At 59.2% G+C, this 22862-nt stretch carries 13 protein-coding genes and 12 pseudogenes; 17 read left to right on the top strand and 8 right to left on the bottom strand.

Annotated features, from left to right (window positions below; genetic code table 11):
• Positions 1–490: 490 nt before the first annotated feature.
• The 8 genes and pseudogenes from GKE73_RS17415 to GKE73_RS17380 form a co-directional block, all read right to left on the bottom strand.
• Positions 491–2613: pseudogene (locus GKE73_RS17415) on the bottom strand (Tex family protein); the annotation flags it as partial.
• A gap of 144 nt (positions 2614–2757) precedes the next feature.
• Positions 2758–3083 (bottom strand): annotated as a pseudogene (locus GKE73_RS17410) (SpoIIAA family protein); the annotation flags it as partial.
• Positions 3084–3130: 47 nt separating this feature from the next.
• The gene (locus GKE73_RS17405) at positions 3131–3481 is read right to left on the bottom strand and encodes an EamA family transporter (RefSeq protein WP_446686355.1); all 351 of its coding nucleotides are present in this window, start codon (positions 3479–3481) and stop codon (positions 3131–3133) included.
• A gap of 45 nt (positions 3482–3526) precedes the next feature.
• Positions 3527–4009 (bottom strand): DMT family transporter, encoded by a 483-nt coding sequence (locus GKE73_RS17400; protein ID WP_230370924.1) that lies wholly within the window; start codon positions 4007–4009, stop codon positions 3527–3529.
• A 4-nt stretch (positions 4010–4013) separates the two neighbouring features.
• Positions 4014–4463: a DMT family transporter gene (locus GKE73_RS17395; protein ID WP_230370923.1), complete on the bottom strand. Its 450-nt coding sequence runs from the start codon at positions 4461–4463 to the stop codon at positions 4014–4016.
• A 5-nt stretch (positions 4464–4468) separates the two neighbouring features.
• A complete protein-coding gene (locus GKE73_RS17390) occupies positions 4469–4831 on the bottom strand; it encodes an EamA family transporter (RefSeq protein ID WP_230370922.1) in 363 nt (120 codons plus the stop codon).
• A gap of 99 nt (positions 4832–4930) precedes the next feature.
• Positions 4931–5467 carry a hypothetical protein gene (locus GKE73_RS17385; protein WP_230370921.1) on the bottom strand — a complete coding sequence of 179 codons (537 nt, stop codon included), beginning with the start codon at positions 5465–5467 and terminating at the stop codon, positions 4931–4933.
• A 65-nt stretch (positions 5468–5532) separates the two neighbouring features.
• Complete coding sequence (locus GKE73_RS17380; RefSeq protein WP_446686343.1) at positions 5533–6492, bottom strand: aromatic ring-hydroxylating oxygenase subunit alpha; 960 nt, start codon at positions 6490–6492, stop codon at positions 5533–5535.
• Between the two features lie 678 nt (positions 6493–7170).
• On the opposite strand from GKE73_RS17380, the pseudogene GKE73_RS17375 reads away from it, so the two are divergent.
• From GKE73_RS17375 to hrpA (GKE73_RS25080), 17 genes and pseudogenes are all read left to right on the top strand, one after another.
• Positions 7171–8364 (top strand): annotated as a pseudogene (locus GKE73_RS17375) (acetate kinase).
• Positions 8365–8512: 148 nt separating this feature from the next.
• Entirely contained in the window at positions 8513–8671 is a 159-nt protein-coding gene (locus tag GKE73_RS17370; RefSeq protein WP_230370920.1) for a hypothetical protein, read from the top strand.
• Positions 8671–9195, top strand: a pseudogene (locus GKE73_RS17365) (AAA family ATPase); the annotation flags it as partial. The gene GKE73_RS17370 and the pseudogene GKE73_RS17365, both read left to right, overlap by 1 nt.
• 118 nt (positions 9196–9313) lie before the next feature.
• Positions 9314–10513: a phosphate acetyltransferase gene (gene pta / locus GKE73_RS17360; RefSeq protein WP_230370919.1), complete on the top strand. Its 1200-nt coding sequence runs from the start codon at positions 9314–9316 to the stop codon at positions 10511–10513.
• A gap of 286 nt (positions 10514–10799) precedes the next feature.
• Positions 10800–12095, top strand: a complete 1296-nt coding sequence (locus GKE73_RS24115) for a methyl-accepting chemotaxis protein (RefSeq protein WP_280955006.1) — start codon at positions 10800–10802, stop codon at positions 12093–12095.
• The gene (locus GKE73_RS17350) at positions 12080–12277 is read left to right on the top strand and encodes a hypothetical protein (protein WP_230370918.1); all 198 of its coding nucleotides are present in this window, start codon (positions 12080–12082) and stop codon (positions 12275–12277) included. Before GKE73_RS24115 ends, GKE73_RS17350 begins: the two co-directional genes overlap by 16 nt.
• A 153-nt stretch (positions 12278–12430) precedes the next feature.
• A pseudogene (locus GKE73_RS17345) lies at positions 12431–13436 on the top strand (sulfate ABC transporter substrate-binding protein).
• Positions 13437–13515: 79 nt separating this feature from the next.
• Positions 13516–14525, top strand: a pseudogene (locus tag GKE73_RS17340) (sulfate ABC transporter substrate-binding protein).
• Positions 14503–14913, top strand: a complete 411-nt coding sequence (locus GKE73_RS17335) for a hypothetical protein (RefSeq protein WP_230370917.1) — start codon at positions 14503–14505, stop codon at positions 14911–14913. The pseudogene GKE73_RS17340 and the gene GKE73_RS17335 overlap by 23 nt, the downstream one beginning before the upstream one ends.
• Positions 14914–15266: 353 nt before the next feature.
• Positions 15267–16107 (top strand): annotated as a pseudogene (gene cysT, locus GKE73_RS17330) (sulfate ABC transporter permease subunit CysT).
• A pseudogene (gene cysW / locus GKE73_RS17325) lies at positions 16107–16949 on the top strand (sulfate ABC transporter permease subunit CysW); the annotation flags it as partial. The pseudogenes cysT and cysW, both read left to right, overlap by 1 nt.
• 51 nt (positions 16950–17000) lie before the next feature.
• Positions 17001–18082: pseudogene (locus GKE73_RS17320) on the top strand (sulfate/molybdate ABC transporter ATP-binding protein).
• 59 nt (positions 18083–18141) lie between these two features.
• Positions 18142–18312 (top strand): LysR family transcriptional regulator, encoded by a 171-nt coding sequence (locus GKE73_RS17315; protein ID WP_230371516.1) that lies wholly within the window; start codon positions 18142–18144, stop codon positions 18310–18312.
• A gap of 90 nt (positions 18313–18402) precedes the next feature.
• Complete coding sequence (locus GKE73_RS17310; protein ID WP_245393860.1) at positions 18403–19017, top strand: LysR substrate-binding domain-containing protein; 615 nt, start codon at positions 18403–18405, stop codon at positions 19015–19017.
• A 144-nt stretch (positions 19018–19161) separates the two neighbouring features.
• Positions 19162–19293: pseudogene (locus tag GKE73_RS27050) on the top strand (hypothetical protein); the annotation flags it as partial.
• 54 nt (positions 19294–19347) lie between these two features.
• A pseudogene (hrpA, locus tag GKE73_RS25085) lies at positions 19348–20586 on the top strand (ATP-dependent RNA helicase HrpA); the annotation flags it as partial.
• A pseudogene (gene hrpA, locus GKE73_RS25080) lies at positions 20581–22842 on the top strand (ATP-dependent RNA helicase HrpA); the annotation flags it as partial. The pseudogenes hrpA (GKE73_RS25085) and hrpA (GKE73_RS25080), both read left to right, overlap by 6 nt.
• Positions 22843–22862 lie beyond the last annotated feature (20 nt).

Here is a 22862-nt window from a genome sequence, read left to right as displayed (position 1 = left end):
ACCTATCGGTTATTCTTTCTGTTAAAGATCGGTGCCAACCGCTTCGTTTCCGTTGCGTCGTCAGCTGAGGAGGCGAACTATACCCACCCCGGCCACACCCGTCAACACTTTCTGCGCCCTTTCCTGACTCTTTCCGCCCAAAACCCACCCAAATCCCCCACAACCCGCTGTTCCTGAACGCCTTATTACAGCCGGGTTTTTGCAGACTTTTCCCCCTAGGCCACCGCCCTGCTCGACGCGCCATCTTCGCCAGCAGCGTCTGGGGCTGCGTTAATTCCCCTCTAGCCGCCTTACACGCCCGCAGAACAACAAAAAAGGTTGGCTGAAGCCAACCTTTTTACACAAACACAAACTCTGGGCTTTAGTTTTTACGCAATTTGGCGAACGCTGCTGCCATGGCGGTGTCACCCGCGGGTTGTGACGCTGTCCGTGATTTATCACGTGGGCGGTTATCTGCCACTGGCTAAGCCGTAGCCAGATCGCGTGACAGCACCCACTTCATCATCCAGACGCATGGTCAGGGCGATGCGCTTGCGCTTGACATCCACTTCCAGCACTTTGACCTTGACGACATCGCCAGCCTTGACGACTTTGCGCGGGTCGTCGATGAATTTGTTCGACAACGCGGAGATATGGACCAGGCCGTCCTGATGCACGCCAATATCGACAAAAGCACCAAAGTTGGCCACGTTGGTGACGACGCCCTCCAGCACCATGCCCGGCTGCAGATCCTTGATCTCTTCTACGCCGTCCTGGAACGTTGCGGTCTTGAATTCTGGCCGCGGGTCGCGACCGGGTTTATCCAGTTCCTTGAGGATGTCCATTACGGTTGGCAAACCGAAGCGCTCGTCGGTGTAATCGGTGGCACGCAGGTTTTTGAGAAAAGCGGAGTCACCAATCACGGAAACCATTTCGCGTTTGGTCTGGGCGAGGATTTTCTCCACCACCGGATAAGCTTCCGGGTGCACGGAGGAGGCATCCAGCGGATTGTCACCATCACGGATGCGCAGGAAACCGGCCGCTTGCTCAAAGGTTTTTTCGCCGAGGCGCGGAACCTTGAGCAGTTGTTTGCGATCACGGAAGGCGCCGTTCTGGTCGCGATAGCCAACGATATTGCTGGCAAGCGTAACATTCAGGCCGGAAATACGCGCCAGCAGCGGTACGGATGCAGTATTGACGTCGACACCGACCGCGTTGACGCAATCCTCCACAACGGCATCAAGCGCCCGTGCCAGCTGACTCTGGTTGACGTCGTGCTGGTATTGGCCCACGCCAATTGATTTGGGATCAATCTTGACCAGTTCAGCCAACGGGTCTTGCAAGCGGCGGGCAATGGAGACCGCGCCACGCAAGCTGACGTCCAGATCAGGGAATTCCTTGGCGGCCAATTCAGAGGCGGAGTACACCGAGGCCCCTGCTTCGGATACCACAATCTTGGTCATGCCCAGTTGCGGGTAGGCCTTGATCAGGTCTTGCGCCAGCTTGTCGGTTTCCCGGCTGGCGGTGCCATTGCCGATGGAGATCAGGTCGACGTTATGCTTGCTGCACAGCACGCCGAGAATGGCGATGGATTTATCCCATTCGCGCCGAGGTTCGTGCGGGTAGATGGTGGCGGTGTCCAGAAGTTTGCCCGTGCCATCCACCACGGCCACCTTGACGCCGGTACGCAGGCCGGGATCAAGCCCCGTGGTGGCGCGTTGGTTAGCCGGTGCCGCCAACAGCAAGTCGTGCAGGTTGGCCGAAAAGACTTTGATGGCTTCAGCGTCAGCGGCTTCTTTCAGGCGCGACACCAGCTCCAGCTCGAGTGACAGGAATATCTTGGCACGCCAGGTCAGGCGCACGCTATCCAGCAACCACTTGTCGGCGCCACGCCCTGCATCGTGCAAGCCAAAATGCGCGGCAATCTGTTGTTCATAAGCGGAACGCTCGGTAATCGGGGTCTCGTCGGGCTGATATTTGAGGGCCAGATTGAGTACGCCTTCGTTGCGACCGCGCAGCAGTGCCGGGCACGATGCGATGGCGTCTGGCGAATCGGCTCGCGGTGCTGGAAGTAATCGGCAAATTTGGCACCGACTTCTTCCTTGCCAGCAACGACACTGGCAACCAGTTCGCCCTCATTCCACAGTTTTTCACGCAGCTGCCCGAGAAGTTCAGCATCTTCGGCAAAGCGCTCAATCAGAATGGCACGGGCGCCATCCAGTGCCGCCTTGCTGTCGGCAATACCCTTGGCGCTATCCACATAAGCAACGGCGACCTGTTCCGGAATCTGGTTGGGGTCAGCCAGCAAGCTGTCGGCCAGTGGCTCCGTAGAGCTTCGCGGGCGATCTGGGCTTTGGTTCGGCGCTTGGGTTTGTATGGCAGGTAAAGGTCTTCGAGCGTGGTTTTGTTGTCCGCGGCGTAGAGCGCGGCTTCCAGCTCGGGAGTGAGCTTGTCTTGCTCGGTAATGCTTTTGAGAATGGCGGTGCGACGTTCGTCCAGCTCTCGCAGGTAGATCAGACGTTCGGCCAACGTGCGCAGCTGGGTGTCATCCAGCCCACCGGTCACTTCTTTGCGGTAACGCGCGATAAACGGCACGGTGGCGCCACCATCGATCAGGTCGATCGTGGCGGCCACCGGGCTTCACGGACATTCAGTTCGGCCGCCGGGCGGCTGGCAATGCTTTTCAACATCGGCGGTTTGCTTTCGAGTGGCGCAAAAAAGCCGATACTGTAGCGCCATCCGCCCGAAAATCAAACGGCCGCAGCGTTGTTCAGCCAGGGCTTGCGCGGCATCCGCGTTGTCGAAGTATTCAACGAAGGGCGACAGCAACCCGGCGATATGGGCGGCCAGCTTGATCCAGACATCATCGACAATAATGGCGACGCGGCCGAAGTCTTTTTCATGTGCACGGACAAATTTGACTTGTTCCATGGCCATGTCGAGGGTGAAGTCCTTGAGTTCCGACAGGTCCAGCAGCACATTCGGCGTGCCCTGCTCTTCCACGCGCTTGAGCAAGGCTTGTTCGAACAGCTTGAAATCGGCCGGGAGAATTCGTTGAAAAGCGCCACATCCAGGCCGTAGTTTTGTTCGCGAATGGAAATCATGCCAGTGCTCCTCGGAGTTAATGTATTCAGGGACGGTTGTTTTGATTTTAACGGCGGCTGGCCAACATGCCGCTGACCACGATCAATAGCGTAGCCAGTATGGCATCCAGCGTCAGGCGGTCACCCCACACCAGCACACCCAGCAAGGTGGAGAATACCACGGTCAGATAAGACAGGTTGGCGACCAACAGTTTTCGGCCAACCTTGTAAGCGTGGGTCATGGCCAATTGCGCCAGCGTGGCGGTAACGCCCAGCCCCAGCAGCGGCCAGACGTTTTGCCATGTCAGCGGGTGCCAGCCTTCCAGCCCGACCAGCAACGCACCACCCAGCGTGGAAATCAGCGCAAAGAAAAACACCACGCGCCATTCCGGCTCACCCAGACGCCCCAGCTCGCGCACATGCAAATAGGACCAGCTTAGCCAACACACCAGAGCCCACGCCCATCAGGCCCGCCTGCCGGTATCGCCAGAAAGCGTGGGCCGTAGCAACAGCACAACGCCACCAAAACCTAGCACCAAGGCGAGCAGCGCACGCGCAGGCAGGGTTTCGCGCAACAGGAAAACGGATAGCAGCGCCAGAAACATCGGCGAGGTGTAATTGAGCGTGACGGCGGTTGAAAGCGGCAAATGGGCAATGGCATAGAAATAAAGCAGCAACGACACATAGCCGATCAAGCCACGCTGGACGTGATAGCGCCAATGCGGCGTCACAAATTTCTCGCCACGCACGAGCGCCGCCCCGCCCAGCGTGAGCACGCCGAGCAAGGTACGCCAGAACACCAGCTCGGTGGAGGAAAAATCATGAGCGCCGAGCTTGACGAAAAACCCCATCAAGGCAAAGAAGACGGCTGCCACCAGCATCCAGGCCGAACCCAGTTGCAGACGCCAGCGCGCCGTCACGGCTGAGGTATGGTTGTCATGCTGCATGTGGTCAGCGCACCGCCGCCAGAATGCCGGAGCCAACAATCAGCAGCATGGCCAATATGCCGCTAACCGACAGGGCATCGCCCCACAGCAACATGCCCAGCAACACCGAGAAAACCACCGTCAGGTAGGCAAAACTGGCCACCAGATATTTTCGGCCATCCTTATAGGCTCGGGTCATGAATAGCTGGCCCAGCATGCCGCAAATGCCGACGCCCAATAATGGCCAGAGCGTATCGCGCGACAACGGGGAAAATCCCGGCCCGAGCATCAACCAGACAAAACCCAAAACGCTGGCAATGGTAAAAAACCAGAACACCACCTTCCACGACGGCTCGCCCATTTTGCCCAATTCCCGAACCTGAAATACGGCAAAACCGGCGCACAATCCTGAACCCAGCCCCACCAGCCCGGCCAGCCATTGATCAGAGGAAAACGTTGGATGCAGTAACAACACGATGCTTAAGCAAAACCGGAGAGCAGCGCCAGTAACACCGGGCGCGTCAGGTGGTCTTTCAGCTTGACCACGCAGATCAGGGCAAAGAATAGCGACGAGGTGTAATTGAGGGTCACCGCCGTCGATAACGGCAAGCGCGTCAACGCATAAAACAGCGCCGACATGGAAAGATATCCGATGAAGCTGCGCTTTAGGTGGCCCAGCCACAACGGTGTCAGTGGCGACTGCCCGCGCCAGGCCATGACGCTGCCCAGACAGACGGCACCGATCAGCGTGCGCCAGAACAGCAGTTCCACCGAACCATAAGATGAGGCCCCCAACTTCACGAACATGCTCATCAGCGCAAAAAACAGTGCGGCGAGCAACATCCAGCTTAACGCCCAGTTGGCCGGTGCGAATCCGGCGCCAGATCTCGGCTAGCGTCAGACGACGCCAAATGGGGTTGGCCGAAACGGCCTTACTACTCATCATGGATGCAACCAGTTCACCGACAGGCACACCGACTCCATCTGGCGCCGGTAGGTTTTGAATTCCGAGGCATTGGCGGCACAGCGCGCCTCCAGCATGTGTTTGCCGTTGCCCGGCAGCAAGACCTGCAAGTTATGCCGCACAATCCACAAGCCACTGGCCACGATGCGCCCTTCGCGGTATTCCGCCACCAGCCGCGCTGGCCGCGCGCTCAGTTTCAGCACCGAGGCCGCTTCACGATCACCATCGGCCTTGCGCAGTTGCCGTGACCAGTGATCCGGGGTTTCGCGCCGGTTCTGCTTGCGCGTGAGCACATACACTTCAATCGCCGCCCGTTCGCGCTGATCGGCTTTTGGAGGAATCACCCGCAACACCTGTTTCCCCTCCAGCACACCCGGGCGCACTTTCCAGCAAGCGGGCACGTTAAAGCTGAACTGATGAGAGGTATCGGTATAGGTTGCCGCCCAAGCGGAGGAGCTGGCCAGCAAGCCGATCAACAGGCAGGGGGATACAACATGACGTAGTAAGTAAGACATACCGTCCGGACAAACAAAAAGGCGCGGAAATCCGCGCCCCGGTATTGTGCACTGAAACAGTACCGTTAGCCAACCAGGTGTTGACCCATTTGCCGACGATAGAACTCGTGGAAGTGCTGCATGCCTTCTTCGGTGGGCGACTGGTATGGACCAACTTCGCTTTCACCACGCAGCCACAGGGCTTTGCGGCCTTCGTGCATGCGATAGCAGATTTCGTCGTCTTCCTTGGCCGTTTCGAAATAAGCGGCCTGCTCGGCTTCGACAAATTCCGGCTCGAAGTACACCACGTCTTCCGGATAATAGAATTCGGTAATCACCGTGCACTGCTCCGGCCCGCGCGGAATGGCGACGCTTACCACCAATACATGCGGATACCATTCCACCATGATGTTGGGGTAGTAAGTCAGCCAGATGGCACCAAACTCCGGTTGCTGTTCCTCAAAACGGCGACGCACCTGTTCATGCCACTTGCCATAAACCTTGGAGCCGGAACGGGCCAGCTGGTTTTTCACGCCCACGGTTTGCACGTGGTACTGATCGCCCCACTCCCAACGCAGGTCGGCGCAATTGACGAAATTGCCCGGGCCCGGATGGAACGGATCGACGTGGTAGTCCTCGGAATACACTTCAATGAAGGTCTTCCAGTTGAAGTCATATTCGGTGGTATGCGTGGAATGGAAAGCGTAACCATCAAACGACAGATGATGAGCCACCCCGAGCTTTTGCAGATCACGCAGGATGTCACGCTTGGCGTCAAACAGCAGGCCGTTCCAGCGCACCAGCTCGGTCTGGTTCAGGTTGAGGCACGGTGTTTGCGGAAAATGCGGCGCGCCCACCAGTTGGCCATCGTTGCCATAAGTCCAGCCATGCAGGTTGCAGACGATATGGTTACCGTTGCCACGACCTTTATAGATGATGGCCTGACGGTGACGGCAGACATTGGAAATCAGTTTGATCTGGCCATCCACATTCTTGAGCATCTTGCCGTGCCCGAGCCAGTCCAGCGTGTGATAGTCGCCGAGCATTGGGCACCATCAGTTCGTGGCCGTAATACTGCGGGGCATCGGCAAACAGTACCTGCTGCTCAAGGTTGTAATAAGCCGGATCAAAATAGGTAAAAATCGGGAGCTGGGCGGCAGACGCTTGCAGCATCTGCGGAGAAGCCAGATCAGACATTATTCCCACACCTCCGTGGAAGAAGATATAAGACCAGCCGAATCTCGCTCGTGACGAGTTTACGGAACTTTCTTTTTAAAAAACAACGCCGAATCCCCCTTGGATTCGAGGGGCGGATTATGCCCGCCCCCTTTGGGGGGGCAAGCCTTTTACCTAAAAAATTCCCGCTGCCTTGCCGTAAATCATATTTTTTCGCCTTTGTCGCACGCCTGCCGCCGGGCGGCCAGCGCGCCCGCTAGGGATAACCCCACTTCACAAAATCACCTTAGTTGAGGGCGCCATGGCAACGCAACATTAGAAATGAACAAAACGAGGTGATATGCTTGCAGCACAAAGGAGTGAGAGGCTGGCACTTAGGGCCACAAGCCGGACAAAACAAATCTGTAATGGGAAACACCTTCCCCTACAGGAATAATGCCTACTCACTAACCATACTTATAAGGAATGAGACATCACGCATTTGCAGAAGCCTGTCCTGAAATGCCGTTTCATACACAATAAACATATATACCGGAACGTGGCTCGTTATGAATTCAACTATTCTAGTCATCAACTGTGGTAGCTCCTCCCTCAAGTTTGCCGTTATTGACACCCGCACCCATGCAGTAAGCATTTCAGGGTTGGCCGAAAAGCTCGGCATGGACGGCGGTTGCGTCACCTTCAAGTTCAACGACGAAAAATCCACGCTCAAACTCACTGAAAGCAGCCATGCGGCGGCCATGTCGTCAATTATCGACAAGCTCAAGGCCGTGCATCTGCTGGAAACCATTCGGGCCGTTGGCCATCGCGTGGTACACGGCGGTGAACAGTTCCGCACCTCGGCCATCATCACCGAGTCGGTTCTCAACAGCATCGAAGCCTGTTCCAAGCTGGCACCGCTGCATAACCCGGCGGCCTTGCTGGGGATTCGCGTTGCCCAGGGAACACTTTCCGGATCTGGTGCACACCGCCGTCTTCGACACGGCTTTCCACCAGACCATGCCGGAACATGCCTACTACTATGCCATTCCGCGCGAAATCTATCGGGAAAACGGCGTACGCCGCTATGGCTTCCACGGCACCAGCTATCGCTATGTGGCGCAACAAGCCGCCAACATGCTGGGCAAACCGCTGAGCGTGGTGCACCTGGTCTGCGCCCACCGGGCAACGGTGCCAGCCTGTGCGCCGTTCGTAACGGCATCAGCGTCGACACCACCATGGGCATGACCCCGTTGGAAGGCCTGGTCATGGGCACCCGCTCCGGCGACGTCGATCCGGGCTTGTATGGTCACCTCGCCAACGAACGTGGCATGACCGCGCTGGAAATCAACGACATGCTGAACAAGCGTTCGGGTCTACTCGGCCTGTCCGGCCTGAGCAGCGATTGCCGCGTCCTGCAGGAAGCCGCCGAACAAGGCCACAACGGCGCCCGCATCGCACTGGAAAAATTCTGCTATCGCCTGGCCAAGTACATTGCTGGCCAGATGGTTGCGGTAGGCCGGGTGGATGGTCTGGTGTTCACTGGCGGGATTGGCGAAAACTCGGTTTGGGTACGTTCGCGCGCCATCATGTGGCTGGAACATTTCGGCTATAAGCTGAACGACGAAGCCAACCGTGAATTCGTCGGCGGCAAGCAGGGCTTCATCAACGCCGACGGCAGCATCCCCATCATGGTGGTGCCGACCAACGAAGAACTGATGATTGCTCTGGATACCGCCCAGCTTGCCAAGCTGGAATGCTGAGTCGCCGCTAGTACGCTCGAGCCAGTGCCGCCCGGCACTGGCCGCCTGAAGGATTGAACATGCTTACGTATTTCCTTGCCCCCATCGGTTTCGATGCCGGGCTGACCTCCGTGGCGCTGGGGATGATCCGCGCCCGGAACGTTCTGGCTTGCGCGTTGGTTTTGTCAAACCAATCGCACAGGGCAGCACCAGCGAGCAGGAATGCTCCACCCACTTTGCCCATGCCATCTGTCACCTGAATCCGCCCAAACCGCTGTCGATGGAACGGGTGGAACACCTGTTGTCGCAAGGCCGGTCGATCAATTGATGGAAGAAGTGGTCTCGCTGTATCAAAGCGCGGCGCAGGACGTGGACCTGATGATTGTCGAAGGTCTGGTACCGGACCGCAAAAAGGTCTACTCCACCTTCCTCAATACCAAGATTGCCCGCAACCTGCAGGCACAAACCATTCTGGTCGGCGCGGCAGACCAGTTGGCCAGCCATGAAATTGCCGAACAGCTGGACATGAGCATCCAGACCTTTGGCAGCCAGGTGGAACAGATGGCCGGTTATATCCTTAACCGCGTCGCCAAGGGCGTTGACACCAAACAGCTGGAAATGGAAATCCATGAGGCCAGCCATCACCTGCAAGGCCGCCGCCTGCCGCTGATTGGTGCCATTCCGCAGGAAATGGAACTGCTGGCGCCGCGTACGCTGGATGTTGCCAACTACCTGAAAGTACGTCTGCTGCACTCCGGTCAACTGACACGCCGTCGGGTGCGCAGCATTGTCGTGGCCGGGCGTACTGCTCCCAATGTCGTTCAGCTGCTCAAGCCGGGTGCGTTGATGGTAACGCCGGGCGAGCGCGAAGATATTGTCATGGCGACCTGTATGGCCGCCATGAACGGCGTGCCGCTGGTTAAGCCTGCTGTTCTCCTGCGATTCGCTGCCGGACCAGCGCATTCAGCAATTGTGCCAGCAAGCCTTCAACAGCGGCCTGCCGGTAATGATGACCGATCTGAGCACCTTCGATACCGCCAGCACGCTGGGCGCAATGAGCCGCCAAGTGCCGCCGGACGATCTCGATCGCATGGAACGGGTCATCGAATTTGTAGCAGAACATCTGGACACCAGCGCGCTGAAACAACGTGTGGGCGAACCGCGCGAAAAACGCTTCCCGCCACCGGCCTTCCGCTTCCAGCTGATGGAAAATGCGCGCAGTGCCAACAAACGCATTGTGCTGCCGGAAGGTAACGAGCCGCGCACCATCAAAGCGGCAGCGATCTGCCATGAAAAAGGCATCGCCCGCTGCGTACTGATCGGCAACCCGACCGAGATCCGCCAAGTTGCCGAAGCACAAGGCGTACAGTTGCCCGAATCGCTGGAAATCATGGACCCGAACGCCGTGCGCAAGCACTACGTCGGCCCGATGGTGGAACTGCGCAAGGGCAAAGGCCTGACCGAGCTGGGCGCGGAAGAACAGCTGCAGGACAACGTGGTGATGGGCACCATGATGCTGGCGCTGGACGAAGTGGACGGTCTGGTTTCCGGCGCAGTGCACACCACCGCCAACACCATCCGCCCGGCCTTGCAACTGATCAAGACCGCCCCCGGTTCCAAGCTGGTATCCAGCGTGTTTTTCATGCTAATGCCGGAACAGGTACTGGTGTATGGCGACTGCGCCGTCAACCCAGACCCGAGCGCCGAAGAACTGGCTGACATTGCCATCCAGTCGGCCGATTCTGCCGCCGCCTTTGGCATTCCGCCGCGCGTAGCCATGATCTCCTACTCGACCGGTTCATCCGGCAGTGGCAGTGACGTGGAAAAAGTACGCGAGGCCACCCGTCTGGCACGCGAAAAACGCCCGGATCTGGAGATTGATGGCCCGATGCAATACGACGCGGCCAGCGTGGAAAGCGTGGGTCGGCAAAAGGCGCCGGACAGCACGGTGGCCGGTCGCGCCACGGTGTTTGTGTTCCCGGACCTCAACACCGGCAACACTACCTACAAAGCCGTGCAGCGTTCGGCCAACGTGGTCAGTGTTGGGCCGATGCTACAAGGCTTGCGCAAACCGGTGAACGACCTGTCACGCGGTGCGCTGGTGGATGACATCGTCTACACCATTGCCCTGACGGCGATTCAGGCCGATCAGAACAAAGCCAACAGCTGATCACCTGCTGTATCTGCCACACCCGAAACCGGCCAACTGGCCGGTTTTTCTTTTGCCGGTTGAATCAATCAAACATTTGTTTTAGATTGATGCAGCGACCAATTTATCGATAACCATTACAAACAGGTCGTTCCAGTTTCAAGCCCTTCCCAGACAACAACACATCGCGGCCGGAACGTTGGCCGAAAGAATGTGATGTCACACGAGATAGAGCGCTGCCGACCCAGCCGATGATGCGGCGGACAGCGCCAGCACACCACACAACACGAAGAAGGAAGAGAGAGACATGGCTGCATCAACACTGACCGAGTGGTTTATTCCCCACAGCATTCGCCAATCCAACGAACAGGTCATCAAGGCCCGCACCGTGGTCGGCGTCGGGCTGATTGCCGGTGCCCTCGCCCCGCTGTTTGCGGTGGAATACTGGATGCTGCACCACGTGGCGATGAGTATCGGCATTGCACTGGGTGGGTTGGGGCTGCTGTTGGGCCCGCTGCTGCTGAAACTCACCGGGGGCGTGCGGCTAACAGCGGAGTTCATCGTGGCGTGCATGTATGCCATGGTGTGCTGGATGGTGTATGTCAACGGCGGCATTCTTTCCACCAGCATCGTCTGGTTTGCCTCGATCCCGTTCACCGCGATTTTTGTCGCCTCGCGTCGTTCCGGCATCGTCTGGATGCTGCTGACGCTGGCAGGGCTGGGCGTATTTTTCCTGCTGTCGGCTACGCCCGGACAGCTACCGCCGGTACCGATCGACCGCGCCGAGGTGCCGCTGTTGCAAGCCAAATCTCTGGCCGGGCTGACGCTGGTGGTGCTGTGTCTGGCCATGGCGTTTGACAAGGCCAAGGTAAAAAGCCTGACGGCGCTGGAACAGGCGCGCGGTGAATCGGAACGCACGGCCGAGGCGATGCAGATCATGATGACGCAAGTCACCCGCTCCATTCATGCCGCTTCCAGCGCCAGCCGCGAGATTGCCTCCAGCACCACGCTGATGGCCCGCACCATGACCGAACAGCGTCACCGTGCCGATGACATGGTGCAAGTCACCCAGCAGATGGCCGTTGTCACCCGCCAGAATGCCGAGCAAACCGGCAGTGCCACGCGACTGGCCGACAACGCCGGGCAAGCGGCCAATACCGGGGGCGAAGTCATGCATCAGGCGGTGTTACAACTAAACCAGGCCAAGGACGCCATTGGCCATGCCGCGCAACGGCTGGAGGAACTGGGCCAGCGCAGTGATGAAGTGAGTGGCATCGTGCAGCTGATTCGTGACATTGCCGACCAGACCAATCTGCTGGCGCTCAACGCGGCCATTGAAGCCGCGCGCGCCGGTGAATTTGGCCGCGGATTTGCCGTGGTGGCGGATGAAGTGCGCAAGTTGGCCGAACGTACGCAAAACGCCACGCTGGATATCGAATCGAAGATTGACCTGATCATCGACGGCACCAATCAGGCCATGGTGGCGATGCGCGAAGGTAGCCAGCAGTTGCAGGCCGGACGCCACCACACGGTAGAGGCGCAGGAAAAACTGCACGGCATCATTCAGGAAAGCCATACCCGGCCCACTTGCTGGCCGAAGTAGCGCAGGCAGAAACCCGGCAGAACCAGGGGTTTGCCCAGTTTGCCGACAACATCAACGCGGTTGGCGAGGCCACGCGGGCACTCTCCGGCGAAACACAGATCATTGCCGATGCCACGCACCGGCTGGATGGACTGATGTCCGATCTGGGCAGCAGCGTGCGCCAGTTTCAACAGGCGGCCTGAGCGAGCGAACGAGGCGGCCCGGCCGCCCTATGACCGATTACTTATTGGTTTATCACTAAATTGAATTAGTTTCTCTGTTTTTATTTGTTCTTAGACTAAGAGGTGCACAGTAAAGTTAGCTTAAGCACCCACCTGAAAACAAAGGAAAACAAGATGCTGCTTCGCCGTCTCACTACGATTGCCACCGCCCTCACCCTGTTGGCTGGTGCCGCCGCCCCGGCCCTTGCCAGTGTTACGCTATTGAACGTGTCGTATGATCCGACGCGCGAGCTGTATCAGGATTTCAACAAGAGCTTTGCCAGCTACTGGAAGAGCAAAACCGGCGAAAGCATCACCATCAAGCAGTCACATGGAGGCTCCGGTAAACAGGCCCGTTCGGTGATTGACGGGCTGGAGGCTGATGTAGTGACGCTGGCGCTGGGCTATGACATCGATGCCCTGCATCAAAACGGCAATCTGTTACCTGCCACCTGGCAAAAACGGCTGCCCAATAATTCGTCGCCTTATACCTCGACCATTGTGTTTCTGGTGCGCAAGGGCAACCCGAAACACATCAAGGACTGGAACGACTTGATCAAGCCGGGCGTGGAAGTGGTCAGCCCCAACCCGAAAACCAGTGGCGGCGCCCGCTGGAATTATCTGGCCGCCCGGGGTTATGCACTGAAACAGCCGGGGGGTAATGCCACCAAGGCCAAGGAGTTTGTCCGCAAGCTGTATGGCAACGTGAAGGTACTCGATTCCGGCGCTCGCGGGGCGACCATCACCTTTACCCAGCGCCAGATCGGCGACGTGCTGATTGCACCGGGAAAACGAAGCCTACCTCTCCACCAAGGAGCTGCCGGGCAAGTTCGATATCGTCACGCCGTCACTCTCGATTCTGGCCGAACCGCCGGTCAGCGTGGTGGACAAGGTGGTGGACAAGCACGGCACGCGCAAAGTGGCCGAAGCGTACCTGCATTATCTGTATTCCCCGCAAGGGCAGATCATTGCCGCGCATAACTTCTATCGCCCACGCGACCCGAAAATTGCCGCGCAATATGCCAACCAGTTTGCCAAGGTGAAGCTGTTTACCATCGACAGCGTGTTTGGCGGCTGGCAAAAAGCGCAGAAAACACACTTTGCCGATGGCGGCGTGTTTGACCAGATCCATTCTCACTAACGCCCAGAGGCGGCCCTCTGCTTGATTATGCATAGCGGAGGGCCGCTGCCACTGCCGTAGGCAACTTTCAGGATCGCCCATGACTTTTCAACGTTGCACCACTCTTGCCATGGCGCTGGCGCTGTTGGCCGGTAGCGCCGCCCCGGCGTTTGCCGACATCAACCTGCTGAATGTGTCGTATGACCCGACGCGCGAGCTGTATCAGGACTTCAACAAGGCGTTTGCCAAGTACTGGAAAGCCAAAACGGGAGAAACCGTCAGCATCAAGCAGTCACATGGCGGCTCCGGCAAACAGGCCCGCGCGGTGATTGACGGGCTAGAAGCCGATGTGGTGACGCTGGCACTGGCCAACGACATCGATGCCCTGCATCAAAAAGCCAATCTGCTGCCTAAGCCGACTGGCAAAAACGCCTGCCCAATAACTCATCGCCTTATACCTCGACCATTGTGTTTCTGGTGCGCAAGGGCAACCCCAAGCACATCCGCGACTGGAACGACCTCGCCCGCCCCGGTATCAGTATCGTGACTCCCAATCCGAAAACCGGCGGCGGCGCCCGCTGGAACTATCTGGCTGCACGGGGCTACGCGCTGAAACAGCCGGGGGGCAGCCCGGCCAAAGCGCGCGAGTTTGTCAAAAAGGTGTATGGCAACGTCAAGGTACTGGACTCTGGCGCACGCGGTTCGTTGATTACCTTTGCCCAGCGCCAGATCGGCGATGTGCTGGTTTCGTGGGAAAACGAAGCCTATCTGGCCACCCGGGAGCTGGGGCCGGACAAATTCGAGATCGTGACGCCGTCGGTGTCGATTCTGGCCGAACCTTCGGTCAGCCTGGTGGACAAGGTGGTGGACAAACACGGCAGCCGCAAGGAAGCGGAAGCCTATCTGCGCTATCTGTATTCACCGGAAGGCCAAGAGATTGCCGCGCAAAACTATTACCGGCCGCGCGATCCGAAGGTGGCTGCCAAATATGCCCACGCCTTTACCAAGGTCAAGCTGTTTACCATTGATGGCGTATTTGGTGGCTGGGCCAAAGCCCAGAAGGTGCATTTTGACGACGGTGGCATCTTTGACCAGATTCAAGCCCACTGATACCCCGGCCACCCCCGCCACCACCATCGTTTTGCTCTCCGGGCAACACGATGGTGGTGAGACGCTGGAGAGCCAACTGGTGGCAGCCCTGTCGGCCACCCATCTGACCGATACACAAGGGTTGGCCGAATGGCTGTCACAGCATACCGGCAACCTGTGGCTGATTGCGTTTGGCCACGCCTGCGCGCAAGCACTGCAGCTGGCCGTGCAGCACGCGGATCGCTGCTATGGGGCGTTACTGGTAATGCCACAGGAAGGCAGCACATCGCCAGCGCTGTTGCCGTTTCCCAGCGTGGTGGTGTGCCCACCGCCCGATGCCCTGGCTGCCACGCTTCAGTACCAGTGTCACACTGGCCAATGCGTGGGGCAGTCGTTTCGAAACGCTTAAAACCCAGTCAGGCAGCCCCAGTCAGCAACGCCAGTTGCTGGAAATTTTCCAGCAGTTACGTCAGCAAAACGAAGGCTGGCTGCTGGGTTCGTTCTGAGATTCATCCTGTTTTCTCCCCTTGCCCTGCCTTTGCCGCCCTATCCCGATAACCGGGATAAGCGCGTTCCGCTTATGCCAAAAATTAATAACGTACGGTTATATAAAAAATCCAGAATCACTTTCCCGATTATTGAATAAGCAACGAAGAAATCATTATTTTTAGAATAAGGCGGCAGCCAATATCCTGTTTACAGTTATTTAGATAAGGATGTCTGCATGCTTGCTTATCCTCATTGCCCCGCGGAGGTCGACGTATGAAATCACCGACCCTGCCGCGTGTTCTGCCCGGCTTTGGCCTGTCGCTGGGTTACACCCTCACTTACCTGTCGTTGATCGTGCTCATTCCGCTGGCAGCCGTGTTTCTCAAGACGGCTACCTTGCCATGGGCCGATTTCTGGCAAACCGTCACGGCGCCGCGCGTGCTCGCGTCTTACCGGCTGAGTTTTGGCATGGCGCTGCTGGCCGCGGCGATTAATAGCGTATTTGGCCTGCTGTTGGCCTCGGTCGCTGGTGCGCTACCGCTTCCCCGGTAAAAAACTGGTGGATGCTCTGGTCGACCTGCCCTTTGCCCTGCCCACGGCGGTCGCTCGGCATTGCCCTGACCGCGTTGTATGCTTAGCAATGGCTGGCTGGGACAGTATCTGGAACCACTGGGCATCAAGATTGCCTTTGGCCCGCTCGGCGTACTGGTGGCACTGGTGTTTATTGGCCTGCCGTTTGTGGTGCGTACCGTACAACCGGTTTTGCAGGATCTGGATAGCGAGCTGGAGGAAGCCGCCACCTGCCTAGGGGCGGATCGTTGGCAAACCTTCCGCCATGTCATCTTGCCGATGTTGCAACCGGCGCTGATGACCGGCTTTGCTCTGGCGTTTGCCCGTGCGGTGGGGGAATACGGCTCGGTGATTTTCATTGCTCGGCAATATTCCGATGGTGTCGGAGATTACGCCGCTGATGATCATCAGCAAGCTGGAACAGTATGACTATGCCGGGGCTACCGCCATCGCCTCGGTCATGCTGGTGGTGTCCTTCCTGCTGTTGCTGGCCATCAATGCGCTGCAGGCCTGGACGGCCCGTCGTCATGGAAGGAGCGAATAATGGCTGGTGCGACATCTTTGCATTTGACACAGCAACGCGCCGGGCTGCTGGAGCAGCGCGAGGCTACCCGCGAACCGCGCTGGGTGAAGGCGCTGATTCTGACCGTGGCGCTCGGCTTCTTCGCCGTGTTTCTGGTATTGCCGCTGCTGGTGGTATTTGTCGAGGCCCTCGCCAAAGGCTGGGATACCTATCTGGAAGCGATTACCGAACCGGAGGCACGCTCCGCCATCTGGCTAACCCTGACAGCCGCCGCCATTGCGGTGCCGCTCAACCTGCTGTTTGGCGTGGCAGCCGCCTGGTCGATCACGCGTTTTGATTTCCGTGGCAAGCAGTTGCTGATCACCCTGATTGATCTGCCGTTTTCCGTGTCGCCAGTGGTGGCGGGCCTGATCTACGTGCTGGTGTTCAGCACGCACGGCTGGCTGGGCCCGTGGCTGGACAGTTACGACATCAAGATCATCTTTGCCGTGCCGGGCATTGTGCTGGCCACCATTTTTGTCACCGTGCCGTTTATCGCCCGCGAGCTGATTCCGCTGATGCAGGCGCAAGGGCGCGAGGAAGAAGAAGCGGCGGTGGTACTGGGGGCTCGTGGCTGGCAAGTGTTCCGCCATGTCACCTTACCCAACATCAAGTGGGCGCTGCTGTATGGCGTGATTCTCAGCAACGCGCGCGCCATGGGTGAATTTGGCGCCGTGTCGGTGGTATCGGGGCATATCCGTGGCGAAACCAACACGCTGCCGCTGCACGTGGAAATTCTTTACAACGAATACAACTTTGCGGCCGCTTTTGCCGTGGCATCGCTGCTGGCCATGCTGGCGCTGGTTACGCTGATCATCAAGAGCTGGGTGGAATGGCAAGTGAGCCGCGCCCGGCCGTGGCACAGGAAGACTGACATGAGCATTCAGGTACAACACATCAACAAGACGTTTGGTTCGTTTGTGGCGCTGGACAACCTGTCTCTGGATTTCAACAGCGGCGAGCTGGTGGCCCTGCTCGGTCCGTCCGGCTGCGGTAAAACCACGCTGCTGCGCGTAATCGCCGGGCTGGAACAGGCCGACAGCGGCACGGTGCTGCTGGATGGCGAAGACGCCTCACTCACCCATGTGCGCGAACGACAAGTGGGATTTGTCTTCCAGCACTATGCGCTGTTCCGCCACATGTCGGTGTTCGACAACGTGGCGTTTGGCCTGCGCATGAAGCCGCGCAAAGAGCGCCCGCAGGAAGCGGAGATCAAACGCAAAGTGCACGAGCTGCTGCAACTGGTGCAGCTGGACTGGCTGGCCGACCGCTTCCCGGCCCAGCTCTCCGGCGGCCAGCGCCAACGTATTGCCCCGGCACGCGCACTGGCGGTCGAGCCGCGCGTACTGCTGCTGGACGAGCCGTTTGGCGCATTGGATGCCAAGGTGCGCAAGGAACTACGCCGCTGGCTGCGCCGTCTGCACGACGAGCTGCACATCACCTCGATCTTTGTCACCCATGATCAGGAAGAAGCACTGGAAGTGGCCGACCGCGTGGTGCTGATGAACCACGGCAAGGTCGAGCAGATCGGCACGCCGGATGAGGTGTATCGCCACCCGGCCACGTCGTTCGTCTACGGGTTTCTCGGCACGGCCAATCGCTTTGCCGGAGTCAGTACGCCACAGGGTATCGATCTGGGCGGCACCACGCTGCCCACCGCAACGCCGGAGCATGAGCACGGCCATGAGGTGGTGGGCTTTGTGCGGCCGCATGAGCTGGACATTCTGCCCGCCGAGGGCGCAGGCTTACCCGCCCGCATCACCCGCGTCCTGACGCTGGGCGCCCTCACCCGGGTGGAACTGGAAGGCACCGACAGTGTGGCCGGGCAGCATTTTGATGTGGAACTGGTAAGCACGAACGGCAAAACAATCCGCTGCTGCAAACCGGTACAGCAGTACGACTGCAACCACGCTCGGTACGCGTGTTTGCGCAACAGGAAACGGCAGGTGTGCAATGAATTTCCAGCAATTACGCATTATCCGGGAAACCGTCCGGCAGAACTTCAACCTGACCGAAGTGGCCAATGCGCTGTTCACCTCGCAGTCCGGGGTCAGCAAACACATCAAGGATCTGGAAGACGAACTGGGCGTTGAGCTGTTTGTGCGCAAGGGCAAACGCTTTCTTGGCCTGACCGATCCGGGCAAGGAGCTGCTGACCATCGTGGAACGCATGCTGCTGGACGCCTAAGCAACATCAAAAGGTTGGCCGAACAGTTCAGCCAGCGCGATCAGGGCCAGCTCACCGTGGCCACCACCCACACCCAGGGCGCGTTATGCGTTGCCGCGCGTGGTTACCGCTTTCAAACAGGCCTATCCGCGCGTGCATCTGGTGCTGCATCAGGCCAGCCCGGACGAACTGGTTCGCCTGCTACTGGATGGCGAGGCCGACATCGGCATCGCTACCGAGGCGGTGGCCGACGTGCCCGATCTGGTGTCGTTCCCCTATTACAGCTGGCACCATACCGTGATTGCCCCCAACGACCACCCGCTGCAACAGGTGCAGCCGCTCACGCTGGAAGCGCTGAGCGACTACCCGCTGGTGACGTATCACCAAGGCTTTACCGGCCGCGCGCAAATCGACCGCAGCTTTGCCGAGGCTGGGCTATCGCCGGATATCGTCATGGCGGCACTGGATGCCGACGTGATCAAAACCTATGTCGAACTGGGCATGGGGATTGGCATTGTCGCCAACATGGCGGTCGATCCGGCACGCGATCAGGGCATTACCGAGCTGCCGGGACCAGCGCTGTTTGGCAGCCAGACCACGCGACTGGCGATACGCCGTGGCCATTATCTGCGCAGCTACGCCTACCGCTTTATCGAGCTTTGCTCGAGTGCGCTGGACGAAGACACTGTGCGCCGCGCCCTGTCGCCCGCACCGGTTCACGACTGATTACACACTCTCATCCCCCGACCACGCCGCTGGCCGGGGGCTTCCGCCCCCATCACCGGCCTTTCGGCCAACCTTGGCCAGAATCCCGGCCCCTGCGCTCTGGTATACTGGCGGCTGTCCTGTTTTTGCCGATCTTTCTCACGCATGACCACCACCCGCCCGTTGTCCGAACTCAAAGCTGCCCTGTCCACCTGTCTGATCCGCGACCGCCATGGCCTGCGGCGCAAACTGTCCGATGCGCAGGAACGACTCAAACTCCAGCAGCCAACGGACAAACTGTTAGCCGACATCGCCAGCCAGATCGACCGCTCCAGCCAGCGCGCCGCCACCCGCCGCGCCCATCTGCCGCAACCGCAGTTTGACGACGCACTGCCCGTCAACCAGAAGCTGGACGACATCAAGGCGGCGATCAGCGCGCATCAGGTGGTCATCATCTGCGGTGAAACCGGCTCGGGCAAAACCACGCAGATCCCCAAGATCTGTCTGGAACTGGGACGCGGCGTGTATGGCCTGATCGGCCACACCCAGCCACGGCTGGCAGCACGCTCGGTTGCCACTCGCATCGCGCAGGAGTTGGGCAGCCCGCTGGGCGAACACGTCGGTTTCAAGGTGCGTTTTACCGACAAGCTGTCCGAGCGTTCGGTGGTCAAACTGATGACCGACGGCATCCTGTTGGCCGAAACCCAGACCGACCGCTATCTGGAAAACTACGACACGATCATCATTGACGAGGCGCATGAACGCAGCCTCAACATCGACTTCCTGCTGGGCTTTCTCAAGCAACTGCTGCCGCGTCGGCCGGAGCTGAAAGTCATCATCACTTCGGCCACCATCGATGCCGACCGCTTTTCCCGCCACTTCAACAACGCACCGGTGATTGAGGTTTCCGGCCGCACCTATCCGGTGGAAGTCCGCTACCGCCCGTTGGCCGAACGCGACGAAGACGAGCGCGAAGTGGAAATGGAAGATGCCATCGTCGGCGCAGTGGACGAGCTGTCGCGCCTTGGCCCCGGCGACATGCTGGTGTTCCTGCCGGGCGAGCGTGAAATCCGCGACACGGCAGAAAAACTGCGCAAATCCGGGATTCGTGGCTATGAAATCCTGCCGCTGTTTGCCCGCCTGTCGAACGAAGACCAGCAAAAAATCTTCAAACCTTCCGGTGGCCGACGCATCGTGCTGGCCACCAACGTGGCGGAAACTTCGCTCACCGTTCCCGGCATCAAGTACGTGATCGACACTGGCCATGCGCGGATCAACCGCTACTCGCCGCGCGCCAAGGTCGAACAATTGCAGGTGGAAAACATCTCGCAGGCGGCCGCGCGCCAACGGGGTTAAGCCGTTGCGGTCGGGTTCAGGCCGGGGTGTGCATCCGGCTGTATAGCGAAGAAGACTTCAACGCGCGCCCAGCGTTTACCGACCCGGAAATCGTGCGCTCCAACCGGCCGCCGTCATCCTGCGCATGGCCGCGCTGCGTCTGGGCCGGGTGGATGACTTCCCGTTTATTGAGCCGCCGTCCAGCCGCCTGATCGCCGACGGCTACCGGTACTGACCGAACTGGGGGCGGTGGATGACAAGAGCGAACTCACCGCCATCGGCAAAGAACTGGCGCGCCTGCCGGTAGACCCCAAGATTGGCCGTATGCTGCTGGCCGGGCGGGAATACCAGTGCGTGCGCGAAGTGCTGATCATCGCTGCCGCGCTGTCGATTCAGGACCCACGCGAGCGGCCGTTCGAGGCACGCGATGCCGCCGAGCGCGCCCAGGCACGCTTCAACGACGACAAGTCTGACTTCCTGTCGTACCTGCATCTGTGGGATTTCTTCAGCGACGCGCTCAAGCACAAGAAATCCAACCGCCAGTTGCTCAACCTGTGCCACGAGCATTTCCTCTCGTACCTGCGCCTGCGCGAATGGCGCGAGCTGCACGGACAGTTGGCCGAAATCGCCGCCGACATGGGGCTGATCCAGCGCGAAGCTGCCCACGCCGCCCCTGACACCAGCGCCCAACAGACCATGAGCGAAAAGAAACGCCAGCAGCTGAATGCCGTCGCTTACGAAGGGCTGCATAAAGCGCTGATCACCGGCCTGATCGGCAATCTGGGCATGAAGTCACTGGAAGGCGACGACTATCTGGGTACGCGTGGCCTGCATTTCCACATTTTCCCCGGCTCCGGCCTGAAAAAGGCCAAACCGAAGTGGCTGGTGGCGGCAGAGCTGATGGAAACCAGCAAGCTCTACGCACGCTGCGTGGGCAAGATCGAACCGGAATGGGTGGAAAAACTGGCGCCGCATCTGGTCAAGTACCACTACTTTGATCCGCACTGGGACAAGGCACGCGGCGAAGTGGTGGCCAGCGAACGCGTCACGCTGTTCAGCCTGCCGCTAATCCCGCGCCGCCCGGTCAGCTACGGCCGCATCGCGCCGGAAGAAGCGCGCGAACTGTTTATCCGAGGCGCGCTGGTGGCGATGGACTACAGCAGCCCGGCGCCGTTCTTCCAGCACAATCAACAACTGATCCGGCAGGTGGAACAACTGGAACACAAGGCCCGCCGTCAGGACGTGCTGGTGGATGAGGAAGCCCTGTTTGCCTTCTACGCCGAACGTCTGCTTACTGACGTGGTGGACGCCGCCAGCTTTGAAGCCTGGCGCAAGGAAGCGGAAAAAAACGAACCCAAACGGCTGTTCCTGACGCGCGATGAACTGATGCGCCACGCCGCCCAGCACGTGACGGAAAACCAGTTTCCGGAATGGCTGGAAGTGGACGACGGCAAATTGCGCCTGAAATACCGCTTTGAACCCAACCATCCGCTGGATGGCGTCACCGTGGACGTGCCGCTGGCCATCCTCAACCGGCTGGAACCGGCGCCGTTCGAATGGCTGGTCCCCGGCATGATCCGCGAAAAACTGCAGGCCATGATCAAGAGTCTGCCCAAGCAGATTCGCCGCTGCTGTGTGCCGGTGCCGGATTTTGTCACCCGCTTCCTTTCGGCCAACCCTGACCAAACCCTGCCGATCGCGCCGCAGCTGGCACGCTTCATCCTGCGCGAAACCGGTGGAGTCAAGGTTGATCCGGCGGACTTTGATCTGGCCACCCTGCCCGCCCACCTGCTGTTCAACTTCCGCATCATCGATGACGGCAAGCAGGAAATCGGGCTGGGACGGGATGTGCTGGCGCTGCAAAAACAGTTTGGTCAGGCGGCGCAACTCACCTTCCGCGATACCAGCAGCGAATTCGAACGCGACAACGTGGTCAGCTGGGATCTGGGCGAACTGCCCGCCTCCATCCAGTTTGCCCGTGGCCGTCAGCAACTCACCGGCTACCCGGCGCTGACGCTGGAAGAAGAAGGCCGCGTCGCGCTACGTTTGTACGATACCGAGCTGGCGGCCGAACGAGCACACCGCAAGGGCGTGATCCGTCTGCTGCAATTGCAGTTGAAGGAACAGATGAAACAACTGGGCAAGGGCCTGCCCGGCATGACCCAGATCGGCCTGCAACTACGTAACGTGGCCAACGTCGATCAGCTGCTGGCCGATGCCATCGCCTGCATCTGCGATCGCGCCTTCATCGGTGACGACCCGCTGCCTCGTAGTGAAAAAGCCTTCAACGAGCAAAAAGCCCGCGCACGCACCCGGCTACCGGCGGTGATTCAGGCCGTCACCCAATACCTGAACCAGATCGGCGGCGAATACAACGCGCTGTGGCCACGCCTGCAAAAGCACAAGCTGGGGGCCGAGCTGCAACAGCAACTGGGCAAACTGGTTTATCCGGGTTTTCTCGCCGCCACGCCGTGGAGCCAGCTCCCGCACTTAACGCGCTACATCAAGGCCATGGGCATGCGGCTGGACAA

Source organism: Paludibacterium denitrificans, assembly GCF_009707705.1.
In the GTDB taxonomy this organism is placed as follows: domain Bacteria; phylum Pseudomonadota; class Gammaproteobacteria; order Burkholderiales; family Chromobacteriaceae; genus Paludibacterium_A; species Paludibacterium_A denitrificans.
This window is presented reverse-complemented; position numbering and strand designations above follow the sequence as displayed.

Excerpts from the sequence above, each read along its gene's own strand:
- GKE73_RS17400 (WP_230370924.1), bottom strand. The coding sequence starts at position 4,009 with ATGCAGCATGACAACCATACCTCAGCCGTGACGGCGCGCTGGCGTCTG.
- GKE73_RS17390 (WP_230370922.1), bottom strand. The coding sequence starts at position 4,831 with ATGTTGCTCGCCGCACTGTTTTTTGCGCTGATGAGCATGTTCGTGAAG.
- GKE73_RS17385 (WP_230370921.1), bottom strand. The coding sequence starts at position 5,467 with ATGTCTTACTTACTACGTCATGTTGTATCCCCCTGCCTGTTGATCGGC.
- GKE73_RS17380 (WP_446686343.1), bottom strand. The coding sequence starts at position 6,492 with ATGCTCGGCGACTATCACACGCTGGACTGGCTCGGGCACGGCAAGATG.
- GKE73_RS24115 (WP_280955006.1), top strand. The coding sequence starts at position 10,800 with ATGGCTGCATCAACACTGACCGAGTGGTTTATTCCCCACAGCATTCGC.